The organism is Streptomyces sp. JH14, assembly GCF_029428675.1.
Classification (GTDB): domain Bacteria; phylum Actinomycetota; class Actinomycetes; order Streptomycetales; family Streptomycetaceae; genus Streptomyces.
In genome coordinates this window covers 2,042,821-2,057,581 of record NZ_JAJNEL010000001.1, presented here as the reverse complement: position 1 = coordinate 2,057,581, position 14,761 = coordinate 2,042,821, and the positions used below count along the sequence as shown (strand labels likewise).

13 protein-coding genes are annotated in these 14,761 nt (G+C 71.6%); 4 read left to right on the top strand and 9 right to left on the bottom strand.

Annotated features, from left to right (window positions below; translation table 11 throughout):
• Positions 1-8: 8 nt before the first annotated feature.
• Genes nirD through LRD69_RS09325 form a run of 3 tightly spaced genes read right to left on the bottom strand, consistent with a single transcriptional unit; the run spans position 9 to position 4,178 of the window.
• Positions 9-365, bottom strand: coding sequence for a nitrite reductase small subunit NirD (nirD, locus tag LRD69_RS09335; RefSeq protein ID WP_277326090.1), 357 nt, complete (start codon positions 363-365; stop codon positions 9-11).
• The gene (gene nirB / locus LRD69_RS09330; RefSeq protein ID WP_277326089.1) at positions 362-2,950 is read right to left on the bottom strand and encodes a nitrite reductase large subunit NirB; all 2,589 of its coding nucleotides are present in this window, start codon (positions 2,948-2,950) and stop codon (positions 362-364) included. Before nirB ends, nirD begins: the two co-directional genes overlap by 4 nt.
• Before the next feature lies 1 nt (position 2,951).
• On the bottom strand, positions 2,952-4,178 hold the full coding sequence (locus tag LRD69_RS09325; protein ID WP_277326088.1) for an FAD-dependent oxidoreductase: 1,227 nt from the start codon (positions 4,176-4,178) through the stop codon (positions 2,952-2,954).
• Between the two features lie 193 nt (positions 4,179-4,371).
• On the opposite strand from LRD69_RS09325, the gene LRD69_RS09320 reads away from it, so the two are divergent.
• Positions 4,372-5,157 (top strand): TSUP family transporter, encoded by a 786-nt coding sequence (locus tag LRD69_RS09320; protein WP_277326087.1) that lies wholly within the window; start codon positions 4,372-4,374, stop codon positions 5,155-5,157.
• Positions 5,158-5,172: 15 nt separating this feature from the next.
• On the opposite strand, the gene LRD69_RS09315 is transcribed toward LRD69_RS09320, so the two are convergent.
• The 3 genes from LRD69_RS09315 to LRD69_RS09305 form a co-directional block, all read right to left on the bottom strand.
• Positions 5,173-5,802 (bottom strand): class F sortase, encoded by a 630-nt coding sequence (locus LRD69_RS09315; RefSeq protein WP_277326086.1) that lies wholly within the window; start codon positions 5,800-5,802, stop codon positions 5,173-5,175.
• A gap of 97 nt (positions 5,803-5,899) precedes the next feature.
• Positions 5,900-6,862, bottom strand: a complete 963-nt coding sequence (locus LRD69_RS09310) for a hypothetical protein (protein WP_277329921.1) — start codon at positions 6,860-6,862, stop codon at positions 5,900-5,902.
• Positions 6,863-7,249: 387 nt separating this feature from the next.
• A complete protein-coding gene (locus tag LRD69_RS09305) occupies positions 7,250-8,050 on the bottom strand; it encodes an aminotransferase class IV family protein (RefSeq protein WP_277326085.1) in 801 nt (266 codons plus the stop codon).
• Between the two features lie 84 nt (positions 8,051-8,134).
• Between LRD69_RS09305 and LRD69_RS09300 the strand changes: the two genes are divergently transcribed.
• Positions 8,135-8,755, top strand: a complete 621-nt coding sequence (locus LRD69_RS09300; protein ID WP_277326084.1) for an NAD(P)H-dependent oxidoreductase — start codon at positions 8,135-8,137, stop codon at positions 8,753-8,755.
• A 60-nt stretch (positions 8,756-8,815) separates the two neighbouring features.
• On the opposite strand, the gene LRD69_RS09295 is transcribed toward LRD69_RS09300, so the two are convergent.
• Positions 8,816-10,462 carry a M4 family metallopeptidase gene (locus LRD69_RS09295; protein WP_277326083.1) on the bottom strand — a complete coding sequence of 549 codons (1,647 nt, stop codon included), beginning with the start codon at positions 10,460-10,462 and terminating at the stop codon, positions 8,816-8,818.
• A 240-nt stretch (positions 10,463-10,702) separates the two neighbouring features.
• On the opposite strand from LRD69_RS09295, the gene cutA reads away from it, so the two are divergent.
• Both cutA and LRD69_RS09285 read left to right on the top strand, forming a co-directional pair.
• Entirely contained in the window at positions 10,703-11,014 is a 312-nt protein-coding gene (cutA, locus tag LRD69_RS09290; protein ID WP_277329679.1) for a divalent-cation tolerance protein CutA, read from the top strand.
• Positions 11,015-11,016: 2 nt separating this feature from the next.
• On the top strand, positions 11,017-11,487 hold the full coding sequence (locus LRD69_RS09285) for a gamma-glutamylcyclotransferase family protein (RefSeq protein WP_277326082.1): 471 nt from the start codon (positions 11,017-11,019) through the stop codon (positions 11,485-11,487).
• On the opposite strand, the gene LRD69_RS09280 is transcribed toward LRD69_RS09285, so the two are convergent.
• On the bottom strand, positions 11,444-13,537 hold the full coding sequence (locus LRD69_RS09280) for a molybdopterin oxidoreductase family protein (protein ID WP_277326081.1): 2,094 nt from the start codon (positions 13,535-13,537) through the stop codon (positions 11,444-11,446). The two genes, LRD69_RS09285 and LRD69_RS09280, sit on opposite strands and share 44 nt — an antisense overlap.
• Positions 13,538-13,682: 145 nt before the next feature.
• A complete protein-coding gene (locus LRD69_RS09275) occupies positions 13,683-14,372 on the bottom strand; it encodes an ElyC/SanA/YdcF family protein (protein ID WP_277329678.1) in 690 nt (229 codons plus the stop codon).
• Positions 14,373-14,761 lie beyond the last annotated feature (389 nt).

The window sequence follows — 14,761 nt, the reverse complement described above, 5'->3', positions numbered from 1 at the left end:
CCACGCCGTCAGACGGTGCGCACCGCAAAGACCTGGACCGACACCTCGTCGTCGTCCAGGCAGACGCCTGTCGCCAGGTCGAAGCGCTGCTTCAGCAGCGGCGAGGCGACGAACGGCCGCCCGCCGTCCGATCCGACCAGGCCGCGTGAGAGGACGTACGCCCCCGTGAACGGGTCGCGGTTGTCGATCGCGTACACCTGCCGCGCCCGGTCGGCGAAGAGCGCCACCTGCCTGCCGTCCGGGAGCAGGGCGGCCACACCGCGCCCCGGTGTCAGGAGTGACAGCTCGCAGACCGTGAACCACACTTCCCCGCAAGCGAGTTGCAGAGAGGGATGCTGCGCTGTCGCCACTGTTGTCGCGGTCATCGGGAAACGCTCCCTTCGAGCGTGCGGACGGCGAGCACCGGTCCGGCGAGGATCTCCAGGTCGGGCCTGACCTGGTCGCGCTCCGGAACGAACCGCACCGACGGGTCCGGTGCGTCCGGTGCGTTGACGAACGTGACGAACCGGCGCAGCCGATCCGGGTCGTTGAGGGTCTCGGCCCATTCGTCGCGGTAGCCGGCGACGTGGTCGGCCATCAGCCGCTCCAGCTCGTCGCAGAGCCCGAGCGAGTCGTGGACGACGACGTCCCGTACGTGGTCGAGGCCGCCCTCGATGCGGTCCAGCCAGGTCGACGTGCGTTCCAGACGGTCCGCGGTACGGATGTAGAACATCAGGAACCGGTCGATGAGCCGCACGAGTTCGGCATCGGACAGATCCTGGGCGAGCAGGTCCGCGTGGCGCGGTGTGGCGCCGCCGTTGCCGCCCACGTACAGGTTCCAGCCGCTCGCCGTGGCGATGATCCCGAAGTCCTTGCCGCGCGCCTCCGCGCACTCGCGGGCGCAGCCCGACACCGCCGACTTCAGCTTGTGCGGCGAGCGCAGCCCGCGGTAGCGCAGCTCCAGGTCGATCGCCATCTTCACCGAGTCCTGCACGCCGTACCGGCACCAGGTCTGCCCCACGCAGGACTTGACCGTGCGCAGCGACTTTCCGTACGCGTGCCCGGACTCGAACCCGGCGTCCACGAGGCGCGTCCAGATCAGCGGCAGCTGGTCGACGCGGGCGCCGAACATGTCGATCCGCTGACCCCCGGTGATCTTCGTGTACAGGCCGAAGTCGCGGGCGACCTCGCCGATCACGATCAGCTTCTCCGGAGTGATCTCCCCGCCGGGGATGCGCGGCACGATCGAATAGGAGCCGTTGCGCTGGAGGTTGGCCAGGAAGTGGTCGTTGGTGTCCTGCAGGGCCGCCTGTTCGCCGTCCAGTACATAGCCGCTCGCGCCGAGCGTCGGGGCCAGCGAGGCGATGATGGAGCCGACCGCCGGCTTGCAGATCTCACAGCCGTCTCCGCCGCGCGCCGCCTCCCGGCCGTGCGAGTCGAGCAGTTGCGCGTACGAGGTGACGCCGAGGGTGCGGACGATCTCGTACAGCTCGCTGCGGGAGTAAGGGAAGCAGCCGCACACGCCCTTGTCGGTGCTCTGCGGCAGCAACTGCCCGATCACCTTCACGCAACTTCCGCAGCCGGTACCGGCCTTGGTGCACTTCTTCACCTCGGGCAGCGTGGTGTGCGCGCAGATCGCGCCCTTGGTGACGTTGTGGCAGGAGCAGATCACCGCCTCGTCGGGAAGCGTGGAGGGGCCGAGTGCGACCGGGCCACCCGCACCGGCCGGCAGCACCAGCTGCTCGGGGGCCACCGGCAGGACCGTCCCCGTCATGGGCCGCAGCGTGCCGTACTGCTCGGCGTCCCCGACCAGCACCCCGCCCAGCAGGGTGCCGTCCTGCCCGATCACCAGCTTCTTGTACACGCCGGAGCGGGAGTCCGCGTACACCACGTCGAGGCAGCCCTCGGCCGTACCGTGCGCGTCACCGAACGACGCCACGTCCACCCCGAGCAGTTTCAGCTTCGTCGACAGATCGGCGCCGGTGAATGCCGCGTCCTTGCCGGCGATCACCTCGGCGGCCGTCTGCGCCATCTCGTAGCCGGGCGCGACGAGCCCGTACACCCGGCCGTCCGAGGCCAGCGCGCATTCGCCGATCGCGAAGACCGACGGGTCGGAGGTGCGGCACTCCTCGTCGACGATGACGCCGCCGCGCGGGCCGACCGCCAGACCGCAGTCGCGGGCCAGCTGGTCGCGGGGGCGTACGCCCGCCGAGAAGACCACCAGATCGGTGGCGAGCGAGGAACCGTCGGACAGCGACATGCCGTTCACCGCGCCGTCCTCGCCCGTGGTGACCTCCTGCGTTCCGACGCCCGTGTGCACGGTGAGGCCCATCGACTCGATGGTGCGCAGCAGCGCCGCGCCCCCGCCGTCGTCGACCTGCACCGGCATCAGCCGGGGCGCGAACTCCACGACGTGCGTGTCGAGTCCGAGCCCCTTCAACGCGCCCGCCGCCTCCAGCCCGAGCAGCCCTCCGCCGACCACCGCACCGGTCCGTGCCGTCCTTGCGTACTCCTCGATCGCGAGCAGGTCCTCGATGGTGCGGTAGACGAAGCACCCCTCGGCGTCCTTGCCGGGGACCGGCGGGACGAACGGGTAGGAGCCGGTGGCCAGCACCAGCGTGTCGTACGCGTAGGTCTCCCCGGAGCGCGCGGTGACCGTACGGGCCTCGCGGTCGAGGGACTCGGCGGGGTCACCGAGGTGCAGCTCGAAGCCGTGCCGCTGCATGAAGCCGGGCTCGACGAGCGAGAGATCGTCCGGGGACCTCCCGGCGAAGTACGAGGTCAGCTGGACCCGGTCGTAGGCGGCGCGCGGCTCCTCACAGAGCACGACGACCCTGGCCGTACCCGCGGTCGCGGTCAGGCCGCGGTCGGCGAGCGCCTCCAGGAATCGCTGGCCGACCATGCCGTGTCCGACGACCACAATCGTCGGGAGGGCGGAGGTACGGTCGGTCGGGAGAGTGGACACCGGCATCTCAGAAGCCTCCGTCGTGGGTGAGGAGATGGAGCAGGGACGTTTCGGCGGGGAGCGGTTCGTCGTCCTCCCAGGTCCGGGCGAGCGTGCCGACCGCGGCGAGATCGCCGAGCAGCACACCGCCCGCCAGCCGGTCGCCACGCACGACGACCGAGCGGTACGCGCCACGGGTGGCGTCGGCCAGCCGGACGACGTCGTCGCCGGGCAGCGGGCGGGAGTCCCCGAAGGCGGCCAGGTCGAACGGGCCCGTGGGCCCGGCCGCCGGACCGTGCAGCGTGAGACGGGTCAGGGCGCGGGTCCCCTCGTAGCGGGCGGGCCGTCCTGCCAGCACATCGACGAGCACATCGGCCTGCTCCAGCGCCGGGCCCGCCAGCCCGTACACGGCGCCGCGGTGCTCGGCGCAGTCGCCCACCGCGTGGATGTACGGATCGGAGGTACGCAGCTCGTCGTCGACGACGATCCCGTTGCGCACCTCCAGGCCGGCGGCCCGCGCGAGCCCGGTCCTGGGACGTACCCCGCAGGCCAGCACCGTGATCTCGGCCGCCAGCTCATAGCCGTCGGCGAGCTCCACCGCCCGCACCGCGCCATCGGCGCAGCGCAGCCCGCGGACCCGGCACTCGGTGTGCACCTCCACGCCGAGACTCTCCAGATGACGCCGGAGCAGCCCGGCCGATTCGCCGTCCAGCTGCCGCTCCATGAGGTGCTCGCCCTGCTGGGCCAGCACCACCTGGGCGCCGGACGCGGCGAGCGCGCGGGCTGCGGACACACCGAGCAGGCCGCCGCCGATGACGACGGCGCGCACGCCCGCACCGGTGTGCTGCCGCACGGCCGCCCGCAGAGCGAGGCAGTCGTCGAGCGTGCGGAACGCATGCACCCCGTCCGGCATCGCGTCGCCGAGCCCGCGCAGCGGCGGCAGCACCGGGTTGGACCCGGTGGCCAGCACCAGCCGCTCGTACCGCACGACGCCTCCGTCGTCGCAGTGCACCAGCCGGTCCGCCCGGTCGATCCGCACCACCCGCACCCCGCGCCGCACCTCGGCCGGGGGCAGCGCGATGACCTCGGCCGCGTACCGCCCGGCCAGCACCTCGGCCAGCAGCACCCGGTTGTAGGGGGCGTGCGTCTCCTCGCCGACGACGGTGACGCCGGGGACCCGTGCGGCGAGCCGTGCGCCCGCCATCCCGGCGCCGATCACCACCACACGCGCCGCGTTCTCCGTCTTCGTCCTCATGGTGAGCAGCTTGTGCGGCGGGTGTTACCCGACCGGATCCCCGCTGTTTCCCGGGCGGAACCTTGCGCTCAGCGCCCGCGGACGCGGTCTGTGAGGGCGCTGCACCACGGGAACCTCAGAGTTGGCTCAACTTTCCCGCGATCCGGACGAGACAGTTGGACGGGACACGTATCTCGTCCATACAGTCGCGACCATGCCCGACATCACGCTCACCACCCTGGTCGTCCTCTGCCTCGCCGCTGCCGCCGCGGGCTGGATCGACGCGGTGGTCGGCGGCGGCGGGCTGCTCCTGCTGCCCGCACTGCTGCTCGGCCTGCCGCACGTCCCGGCCGCGCACGTCCTCGGCACCAACAAGGCGGTCGCGATCGTCGGCACGTCGGGCGCCGCCGTGACGTACGCACGCCAGGCGCCGGTGAAGGTCGCGACGGCCGTCCGGATCGGACTCGTCGCGCTGGCCGGATCGATGACCGGGGCCTTCTTCGCCGCCGGGATCAGCAGTGACGTACTGCGCCCGGTGATCATGGTGGTGCTGGTGGCGGTCGCGGCGTTCGTGATGCTGCGTCCCCAGTTCGGCAGGGAGGCCGCCGGGGACACGGACCGCAAGGTCACCCGGGCCTGCGCGGCCACCGCGATCGTGCTGGTCGGCGGCGGCATCGGCTTCTACGACGGGCTGTTCGGGCCGGGCACCGGCACGTTCCTGGTACTCGCCCTGACGGCCGTGCTCCACCTCGACCTGGTGACGGCGTCCGCCACCGCCAAGATCGTCAACGTCTGCACCAACGGTGGCGCCCTCGCGATGTTCGCCTACCAGGGCAGCGTGATGTGGCAGCTGGCGGCTCTGATGGCGGTGTTCAACCTGGCGGGCGGGCTGCTCGGCGCGCGGATGGCGCTGCGCAAGGGCAGCGAGTTCGTCCGGGGCGTGCTGCTGGTCGTGGTGTTCTCGCTGGTCGCGAAGCTGGGCTTCGACCAGTGGTCGTGAGGGTGCGGGCGCAGGTCACCGCACGCCGGTGAGGTGTGCGTAGGCCACCACATTGCCCTGGTAGCCGGTGGTCGGCGAGAAACCTCCGCCGCAGGTGATCAGCCGCAGCGAGGCATGCGGCGAGGCGCCGTACACCCGCTGGTCGGGGAAGTCCTTGTTCTCGTACACCTCGATGCCGTCGAGCGAGAAGACGGCGGTGTGCCCGTCCTGGCGGTCGACCTCGATGGTGCTGCCCTTCTGGAGGGACCCCAGGTCGTAGAAGACGGACCGCCCCTGCGCGTTGTCGACATGACCGGCGACGAGCGCGGTGCCCTTGGCGCCGGGCGGGGTGCCGTCCTTGTACCAGCCGACCACGTTACGGTTCTCGGCCGGCGGCACATCGAGACTGCCGTCGGAGCCGAGTCCGAGCCGGATCATCGGGGCGTCCACCCGGATGCTGGGGATGCGGAGCCGGACGGGCGCCGAGGGACGCAGCGGTTCGGCGACCGGCGAACCGGGCTGCGGCTCGGGCCCGGCGGCGAAGGCCTGGGCCGCGGTCGGCTGCGGTGGCACCAGCTGGGTGCCGGCGCCGTTCTGGATCATCCAGATGCCGGTCAGTGCGGCGACGGCGACCAGCCAGCCCTTGGCCTTCTGGGACACGGTCATCCTCCGGTGAGGGGAAGGTGGGGGTGGGTCCCGTCCCGGTGGCACGAGGCCACCGGAACGGGATCCTGGCGGTGACGGGGACGTGGAAACGTCCCCGTCAGTTGCCGGCCTGCGTGCCGCTCGCCCGACGACGCAGGAGCCAGGCTCCGCCGACGGCGGACACGGCGAGAACGCCGGCGCCCGCCGCGATCTGGGTGGTGTCAGGGCGGACGCTGCCGCCTACACCAGTTTTGACGTGCCCGGAGGGCTCGAGGGGGGAGCCGAGGCCGTCGCCTCCGTCGTCACGGCCGCCTTCGTCCAGCCCGGTGTCGCGGCCGCCGTCAGCGCGTCCGCCGTCGTCGCGGCCGGACTCGTTTCCGTTGTCGCGTCCGGAGCCGCTGCCGTTGTCGCGCCCGGACTCGTTTCCGTTCTCGCGTCCGGAGCCGCTGCCGTTCTCCCGCCCGGACCCGCTCCCGTTGTCGCGCCCCGTGGGGGAGTCGTCTTCGGGGGAGGACTGACGACCGAGGATCGTCTCGTCCGTGGAGAGTGAGTCCAGCCCGCTGAGTGGGTTCTCGTTCCCGAAGGGGTTCCCGTTCCCGGTGAGCAGCGAGTCGAGGGAAGGAATCTTGCCCCCGCCGCCCTGGTCGTCGCCGGGGGCGTCGTCCTGTCCGCCCACCTTCTCGGTGACCTGTCCTCCGGCCTGCCCGGTGTCCGCGGCCCGCACCGCGAGAGCTCCTGCGGCCTCCTTTCCGTTGTCACAGGACACACCGATGCTGTACGGCCCCGCATCGGCTGCCTCGGGCACCCTGAACGTGCCCACGAGCGCCTGCCTGCCGGTGGCCGGTGCCAGCGTGAACTGACCTGCCTCCAGGGAGTTCGCATGCCCGACGGCCTTGGCGCCACTTCCACAGGCAGTCGTGTTCACCACGACCGTGGTGCCCGGAGCCGCGGTCGCCGGGGATATCTCCAGCGCGCCGAGGTCGCCTGCATACGCCGGCGATGCGGCGGTGGAGAGGCCGAGCGCGGCAACGGCGAGAGCCGCAGCGGCGGTGCCGTTCACGAGGCGGGCAGGACTGCGCATGGGGGATTCCTTTGAGCGACGGCGCTGGCTGGTGTGTCCTGACTCCGAGCTAACGGTCGGCCTGCCGCCCATGCCTGCTGACGTCGAGTCAGCTTTCACTCGATCAGTCCGGCCCCGCCTCCTTGCGGACCGGCGTTTTCGCAGGTCAACAACCCATTGAAGGGGATTCGGTCCGCCTTGCGACACGCCGTGCCGATTGGGTGACGAGTTCTGGGGCGCGAGTGGTGTACGTCACACGCATGACTTCGCCGGCCCCGGGCACACGACATCACACCCCCCACGGGTCGGCTCTCCCCCCTGCCGCCCGGCCGCTGCCCTCGCCGGGCCTCGGGGCCCGGCGAGGACAGCTACCCCTGCACCCCGGGGCGGTGGTGGGTGTGAGCGGCCTCAGACGGTGTCCCAGGGCGCGCCCTCGTACGCCAGCCCCACTCGCTTCATCAGCTCCTCGTCGACGGCGAACTCCGTGTCGTCGATCCGCCGGACCGGAGCGATGCCCTGGGAGTTGGTGAGGAACGCCGACCGGAAGGCGCCGATCCCGTCCAGCGTCACCGGCCGCCGCACCGACGTCAGTCCGGCCCCCGGCAGTTCCTGCTCCAGCAGGGCCATGGTGATGCCGAGGAGTGATGGCGCGGCGGGCCAGACCACCGAAGTGCCGTCCCAGAAGGCGATGTTGGTGATCGCGCCCTCGGTCACGGCCCCGTCCGGAGCCGTCAGCAGCGCCTCGTCGAAGCCCGAGCGCTCGGCGAGCCGGCCGTAGTAGGTCTGGCCGAATTCGCCCGGACGCTTGATGTGCGGCACGGTGCGGACGTACGGGACGGACATCAGACTGTGGGGCGCGGGGGACTTTCGGGCCGGTTTGCGCACGGTGACCATGACCGTCGTCTCCGTGTCGCCCGGCGGCAGGAAGGCGTACACCCGGGTCGAGGCGTCCTGCGTCTTTGCACCGGCCAGTGCGTGCCGGATCAGTTCGCGGACCCGGTCCCCGCCCAGGTCGTGGCCGAACAGCTCCCGGTTCGCGGCGGCCAGCCGGTTCAGGTGCAGGGCGAAGCCCCGTACCCTCCCGTCCCTGACCTGCATGGCCGTGAAATGGCCGAAGCCGGAGAAGGCGGGGATCCGGAGATCCGCTTCCGTGGCTGCGTGTCCGTTGAACTCGACGTACGGCTGCGGCTGCGGTGCGGGGGTCGTCATGGACTCCACCGTATGCCGGAGGGTGCGCGGAAAGGGAGGCGGAGAGCTTGACCTCAACCTTGGTCGAGATACGAATCTCGGTGCATGGACCTCATCACGTCTCCCGTATCCGACGCATCCGTCACCACTGCGCCCCTGAAGGTCGCGGTCATCGTTGCCAGCAATCGCGAGGGCCGCTTCGCCCCTGTGGTCACCGACTGGTTCCTCTCCCGTACGGCGGACCATCCGGACGTCGAGACCGACCTCGTCGACGTCGCCGCACTCGATCTCCCGACGGCTCTCGGCCACCGCCCCGGTCCCGACACACAGGCGCAACTGGCCGAGGTGTCACTTCGGTTGGCCGCCGCCGACGCCTTCGTCGTCGTCACTCCCGAGTACAACCACTCCTACCCGGCCCCGCTGAAGAACCTCATCGACCGGCATCGCGCCGAATGGCAGGCCAAGCCCGTCGCCTTCGTCTCGTACGGGGGAGTGTCCGGCGGTCTGCGGGCCGTCGAGCACCTTCGTCAGGTCTTCGCCGAACTGCATGCCGTCTCCATCCGGGACACCGTGTCGTTCCACAACGCGGGCGCCCTGTTCGACGACGAGGGAAGGCACCGGGACCCGGCGAACGTCGATGCGGCGGCGAAGACGCTGCTCGACCAGCTCGTCTGGTGGGGGCGGACGTTGCGGGACGCCAAGGCGGTACGCCCGTACGGTGGCTGACGGGCCGCCCTGCGCCCTGCAGGTCCCGGAGCGGTCACCCGCTCCGGGACCTGCCTCAGGTCAGGCGACCGAAACGGCCGACCAGGCCGCGGCCACCGCATTCTGCTCGGCGCTGCCCGCGCCGTACAGGTCCTTCGCCGCGTTGAGCGTCGCCGTGCGGGCGCCCGCGTACTTCGTCGAGGACGTCATGTAGACGGTCAGCGCCCGGTACCAGATCTTGCCGAGCTTGTCCTTTCCGATGCCGCTCAGCGATGCGCCGTTGCACGTGGTGCCGTTGTGCTGGACGCCGCCGATGACCTTCGAGCCGCTGCCCTCGGCGAGCAGATACGCGAAGTGGTTGGCGACACCGGACGAGTAGTGCACATCGAGATTGCCGACCGAGGAGCTCCAGCAGTCCGCCGAGTTGCCGTCCTTGGAGGGCTGGTCCATGAACCGCAGCGCGGCCTTCCCGAACCCGGGCTTCACGATCTTCTCGCCGATGAGGTAATCGCCCGGATCCTGCGGGTTGTTCGCGTGGAACTCCACCAGCGTGCCGAAGATGTCGGAGGTGGCCTCGTTGAGACCGCCCGACTCACCGGAGTAGGTGAGGCCCGCCGTCGTGGACGTCACGCCGTGCGACATCTCGTGCCCGGCCACGTCCAGCGCGACCAGTGGACCGAAGGTCGAGCCGTCGCCGTCGCCGTACGTCATGCAGAAGCACGTGTCGTCCCAGAAGGCGTTGTTGTAGTTCTTCCCGTAGTGCACGCGGTTGTACGAGCCCTTGCCGTCCCCGGCTATGCCGTTCCGGCCGTGCACGTTCTTGTAGTAGTCCCAGGTGCTGTCCGTGCCGTACTGGGCGTCGACCGCCGCCGATGCGCGGTCGGCGGTGGTGCCGGTGCCCCAGTGGTTGTCGGCGTCGGTGAACAGCACCGCGGGCGCCCGGCTCCAGCAGATGGTGAGGATGCAGCCGTCGGTCTTGTTCTGCGCGTCCCCGGAGTAGGTGTTGCCGCGGGTCGCGTCCTTGAGCTGGTACGTCGACCCGGACAGGGTCGTCTCCAGCGCGACCGTGCCGCTGTACAGCGAACGGCCGTCGCCGGACGCCGTCTCCACGCTGTCCCAGGCGTCGATCTGGCGGCCCGTCCGCGCGTCGGTGAGCACGACGCGGGCGACCGGGTTGCCCAGCGAGTCCTTGCCCGCCACCTCGGTGCGCCAGGCCAGCTTGGGTGCGCCGTGCAGGGCGTCCACGACGAGCTGCGGCCGGGCGGCGACCTTGGTGAGCTCGCCGCGGTGGGCTGTGCGCAGGGCGGCCGCGCCCAGGTCGGCGGCGCCCGAGGCGGACAGCGACGGAGTCGCGGTGGGCACGGCGAGATCGCCGCCGACGGCCCGGTCGGCGCTGCGGTACGCCCCGTCGGGTGCGAGATGGACGATGAAGTCGCCGCCGAGGACGGGGAGATGGCGATAGGTGCGGTCATAACGCACATGCTGGCTGCCGTCCCTGTCGACGACCACATCGCGCACCGCGGTGTCCTGGGAGCCGGTGAGGCCCAGGGCGGTGGCGTGCCCGATGAGCGCGGCCGCGGCGTGATAGATGGCGGTGTCGCGGCTCGGGGCGGGACGCCCGGCCGCGGCTGCGCCCGCGGTGGCGGTGAGGGTGGAGGCCAGCAGAGTGGCAGCGGCCGCGGCTGCGCCGAGCAGGGTGAGGCGCGATGCATGCCGAATCGATCTCATCGGACTCCTCGGAGTGCGTGGGGGGACGAAGGCTGGTCCGGGCCGTGGTTCTGAGCCCGCCTCAGATTTAAAGGTCCATGACATGTCATGTCCATACCGGGACGACGGTGGAGGGCGACACGGCACCGAACCGCCCCGACAATCGACGAGAAGGACACGCCACAGGCACAAGATCCGAAGAAACAAGAGCCGAAGAGCTGAGGAGATCCGACGGTGACGACGCCGGCATGGCTGACAGTGATGACCACCACGGACAGCGAGGAGAAGGCCCACGACCTCGCGCAGAGCGCGGTGGAGGCGCGGCTCGCGGCATGCGCGCAGATCTCCGCGCCCGTCACCTCCGTCTACCGGTGGCGGAACGCCATCGAGACCACGGAGGAGTGGCAGGTGCTGTTCAAGACGGTGGCCGAGCGCTACGACGAGCTGGAGGAACACCTCCTGGCGGTGCACGACTACGAGACCCCGGAGATCATCGCGACGCCGGTGGTGCGGGGAAGCGAGCGCTATCTCGCCTGGGTGACCGCGGAGACGGTCCCGGTCACGGCCCTCTGACCATGCCGTCGCCCGACCCCGAACTGCCCTTCTTCGTCTACGGCACACTGCTCCCCGGCGAACCCAACCACGACCTGCTCCTCCGGGGCCGCGCGGTCGCCGAGCAGCCGGCGGTGCTGCCGGGCGCCCTGCTGTACGACGGTCCCGGCTACCCGTACGCGATCGACGGCCACGGCGCCGTGCGCGGCACGCTCGTCACGGCCGCGCCCGCCGTGTACGCGGAGCTGCTCGTCCTCCTCGACCGGCTGGAGGAGTACGCCGGACCGGGGCACCCGCGCAATCTCTACGAGCGGGTCGCCCGCGAGGTCCGCCTCCCGGGCGCGGTCCCGCCCGCCCCCGCAACCGCCCGCGCCTGGGTCTACCTCGCCGCCCCGCCCGTCACCCGCTCCCTGCGCACCGGCGGCACCCTCATCCCCGGCGGGAGCTGGATCACCCGGCGGCGGCCGCCTCCACCCGCACCGCACACACCTTGAACTCGGGCATCCGCGACACCGGGTCCAGGGCCGGATTCGTCAGTGTGTTGGCCCGGCCCTCACCCGCCCAGTGGAACGGCATGAAGACGGTGTCCTGCCGGATCGCCCCGGTGATCCGGGCCGGCGCCACCGCCCGCCCCCGCCGCGAGGTCACCGCCACCGGATCGCCCTCGGCCACCCCGATCCGCTCGGCGAGCCGCGGATGCAGCTCGACGAACGGCCCGGGGGCCGCGGCGTTCAGCTCGTCGACCCGGCGGGTCTGCGCCCCCGACTGGTACTGGGCGACCACCCGTCCGGTCGTCAGCACCACCGGATACTCCCTGTCCGTCTCCTCGGCCGCCGGACGGTGCGTCACGGGTACGAACCTCGCCCGCCCGTCGTCCGTCGCGAACCGGTCCAGGAACAGCCGCGGCGTACCGCCGTGTCCCTCGTCCGGGCACGGCCAGAACACCCCGTCCTCCGCCGCGATCCGCTCGTACGTGATCCCCGCGTAGTCGGCGGGACCGCCCGCCGAGGCACGCCGCAGCTCGTCGAAGACCTCCTCCGGGTCGGTGGGGAACCCCTTGCCGTGCCCGAGGAGCGCGGCCAGCCCGTGCAGGACCGCCAGGTCGCTGCGGACGCCGTCCGGAGCGGTGACCGCCCGCTGCCGCAGCAACACCCGGCCCTCCAGATTGGTGGTCGTCCCGGTCTCCTCCGCCCACTGCGTCACCGGCAGCACCACATCGGCCAGCGCCGCCGTCTCCGACAGCACCACATCCGCGACCGCGAGGAAGTCCAGCGACCGCAGCCGCCCTTCCACATGCGCGGCGCGCGGCGCCGACACCACCGGATTGGACCCCATCACCAGCAGTGCCCGCACGTCCGTCCCCAGCGCGTCGAGGAGTTCGTACGCACTGCGCCCCGGCCCCGGCAGTGAGTCCGGGTCGACCCCCCACACCCCGGCCACATGGCGGCGCGCGGCCGGGTCGGTGAGCTTGCGGTAACCGGGCAACTGGTCGGCCTTCTGGCCGTGTTCGCGGCCGCCCTGGCCGTTGCCCTGCCCGGTCAGGCAGCCGTATCCGGACAGCGGTCTGCCCGCCCGGCCGGTCGCCAGACAGAGGTTGATCCAGGCGCCCACCGTGTCCGTGCCCTTGGACTGCTGCTCCGGTCCGCGCGCGGTCAGCACCATCGCGTTTCGCGTACCGCAGAACATCTCGACGGCTTCCCGCAGCTGTGGCACCGGCACCCCGGTCAGTCGCTCCACGAGCTCCGGCCAGTGCGCCATCACGGCGGTCCTGGCCTCGTCCCAGCCACGCGTCCGGTCGCGTACGAACTCCTCGTCCACCCGCCCTGTCGCGACCACCAGATGCAGCATCCCGAGCGCCAGCGCCAGGTCGGTGCCGGGCCGGGGCGCCAGATGCAGATCGGCCTGCTCGGCGGTCCGGGTCCGTCGCGGGTCGATGACGATCAGCCGGCCGCCGTTCTCCCGCAGTTCGGTCACATAGCGCAGTGCGGGAGGCATCGTCTCGGCGAGGTTCGACCCGACGAGAATCACGCAGCCGGTGCGCGCGATGTCCTCCAGGGGGAACGGCAGCCCGCGGTCGAGGCCGAAGGACCGCTGGTGCGCGGCGGCCGCCGACGACATGCAGAAGCGCCCGTTGTAGTCGATCTGCGAGGTACCGAGCACCACCCGGGCGAACTTCCCGAGCGCGTACGCCTTCTCGTTGGTGAGGCCGCCGCCGCCGAACACCCCCACGGCGTCGGGCCCGTGCACGGACCGGGTGCGGCCGAGTCCGGCGGCGATCCGCTCCAGCGCCTCGTCCCAGCCGGCCGGCTCCAGCTCGCCACTGGCCGGATCGCGTACCAGCGGTCCGGTCAGCCGTACGTGTGAGGACAGCACGGCGGACGCGGTCCGGCCCTTGCCGCACAGGGCGCCGCGGTTGACGGGGAAGTCGGGGCGCTCCAGGACCTCGGCCACCGCACCGCCGTCGGCCGGTCGCAGATTCATCCCGCACTGCAGCGAGCAGTAGGGGCAGTGGGTGGCGGTGGGAGCAGTCTCGGTGCGGGCCATGGGATCCAGCGTGCGGGCCGGGTGTTACGGAGGCGCCCGCGACCGGTTACGCCACCGGAACGTGCACCTCAGCCCGTGTGCACGGGCCCGGTGAGGTCGACGCCCACCGGCCGGTGGGGCCGGTCCCCGCCGGTCGCCCGGTGTCTCATCGTCCGCCCGTCGCCAGCGCCTCCCCGACCCCGGGCTCCCGGGGCCCCAGGAAGTGCGGATCCGGCTTGAACACCGCGTCCAGCGCCGCCTTTCCCGCCGCGAACACCTCCCGCGTCCCGCCGTAGTACCAGGTCGCATCGTGCTTGGCGTCGACCCCGACCCCGTACGCATCGATCCCCGCGGCCCGGCACAGCGCGATCGCCCGCCGGATATGGAATCCCTGGCTCACCAGCACGGCCCGGTCCACCCCGAAGATCTTCTTGGCCCGCACACAGGAGTCCCAGGTGTCGAACCCGGCGAAGTCGCTGACGATCCGCTTGTCCGGTACCCCGCGCGCCACGAGATACGTCCGCATGGCATCCGGCTCGTCGTACTCCTTCCGGCTGTTGTCACCGGTCACCAGCACGACCCTCACCCTGCCGTCGCGGTACAGCCCGGCGGCCGCGTTCAGCCGGTTCGCGAGATACGGCGACGGCTTCCCTTCCCACAACCCGGCCCCGAACACCACGGCGACCTGCTGCGCGGGCGCGTCGGCGGCCGTCCGGACCCGGGCGCCGGCCACGCAGTACATCCACGTGGCGGGTGCCAGCCCCAGCACACATGCGGCCATCACCCCCTGCACGAGGCGGCGTTGCCCACGCCGCGTGCGCGGCAGCCGAGGCCGCAGCCGTCCGGGCCAGCCCATCCATCGCGGCCGCTTCCCTCGCATCGGAGCCCCTTGGTCGGTGTCGTTGCGTCAACTGGTCGGACGAGTGCCGGGGCAGAAGGGTTTCTCCGCCCCGCGACTTTCCTTGCCGGCGCCGTCTGCCGTACGTACGGGCATCATGGGCCCATGAACCGTCCGAGCTCCCCTGCAGACACCGGCACCGGCACCGACGGCTGGGTGACCGTCGCCGCGTACGAGAACGCGAAGGGCTGCCCGCGCCCGGCGGCGGCCGTCCGCGCCTGACTGCGTGACCAGGGCATCGACTGGATGCCGTTCCCCCTCGACGACGTGTGCTGCGACCTGGCCTGCGGCCCCGGGCCCGACGGGATTTGGCGCGGCTGGATCACGGTGCGCGTCCGGGCAACCGC

Coding starts and splice junctions, on each gene's coding strand:
- nirD (WP_277326090.1), bottom strand. CDS start 365: ATGACCGCGACAACAGTGGCGACAGCGCAGCATCCCTCTCTGCAACTC.
- nirB (WP_277326089.1), bottom strand. CDS start 2,950: ATGCCGGTGTCCACTCTCCCGACCGACCGTACCTCCGCCCTCCCGACG.
- LRD69_RS09325 (WP_277326088.1), bottom strand. CDS start 4,178: ATGAGGACGAAGACGGAGAACGCGGCGCGTGTGGTGGTGATCGGCGCC.
- LRD69_RS09320 (WP_277326087.1), top strand. CDS start 4,372: ATGCCCGACATCACGCTCACCACCCTGGTCGTCCTCTGCCTCGCCGCT.
- LRD69_RS09315 (WP_277326086.1), bottom strand. CDS start 5,802: ATGACCGTGTCCCAGAAGGCCAAGGGCTGGCTGGTCGCCGTCGCCGCA.
- LRD69_RS09310 (WP_277329921.1), bottom strand. CDS start 6,862: ATGCGCAGTCCTGCCCGCCTCGTGAACGGCACCGCCGCTGCGGCTCTC.
- LRD69_RS09305 (WP_277326085.1), bottom strand. CDS start 8,050: ATGACGACCCCCGCACCGCAGCCGCAGCCGTACGTCGAGTTCAACGGA.
- LRD69_RS09300 (WP_277326084.1), top strand. CDS start 8,135: ATGGACCTCATCACGTCTCCCGTATCCGACGCATCCGTCACCACTGCG.
- LRD69_RS09295 (WP_277326083.1), bottom strand. CDS start 10,462: ATGAGATCGATTCGGCATGCATCGCGCCTCACCCTGCTCGGCGCAGCC.
- cutA (WP_277329679.1), top strand. CDS start 10,703: ATGACCACCACGGACAGCGAGGAGAAGGCCCACGACCTCGCGCAGAGC.
- LRD69_RS09285 (WP_277326082.1), top strand. CDS start 11,017: ATGCCGTCGCCCGACCCCGAACTGCCCTTCTTCGTCTACGGCACACTG.
- LRD69_RS09280 (WP_277326081.1), bottom strand. CDS start 13,537: ATGGCCCGCACCGAGACTGCTCCCACCGCCACCCACTGCCCCTACTGC.
- LRD69_RS09275 (WP_277329678.1), bottom strand. CDS start 14,372: ATGGGCTGGCCCGGACGGCTGCGGCCTCGGCTGCCGCGCACGCGGCGT.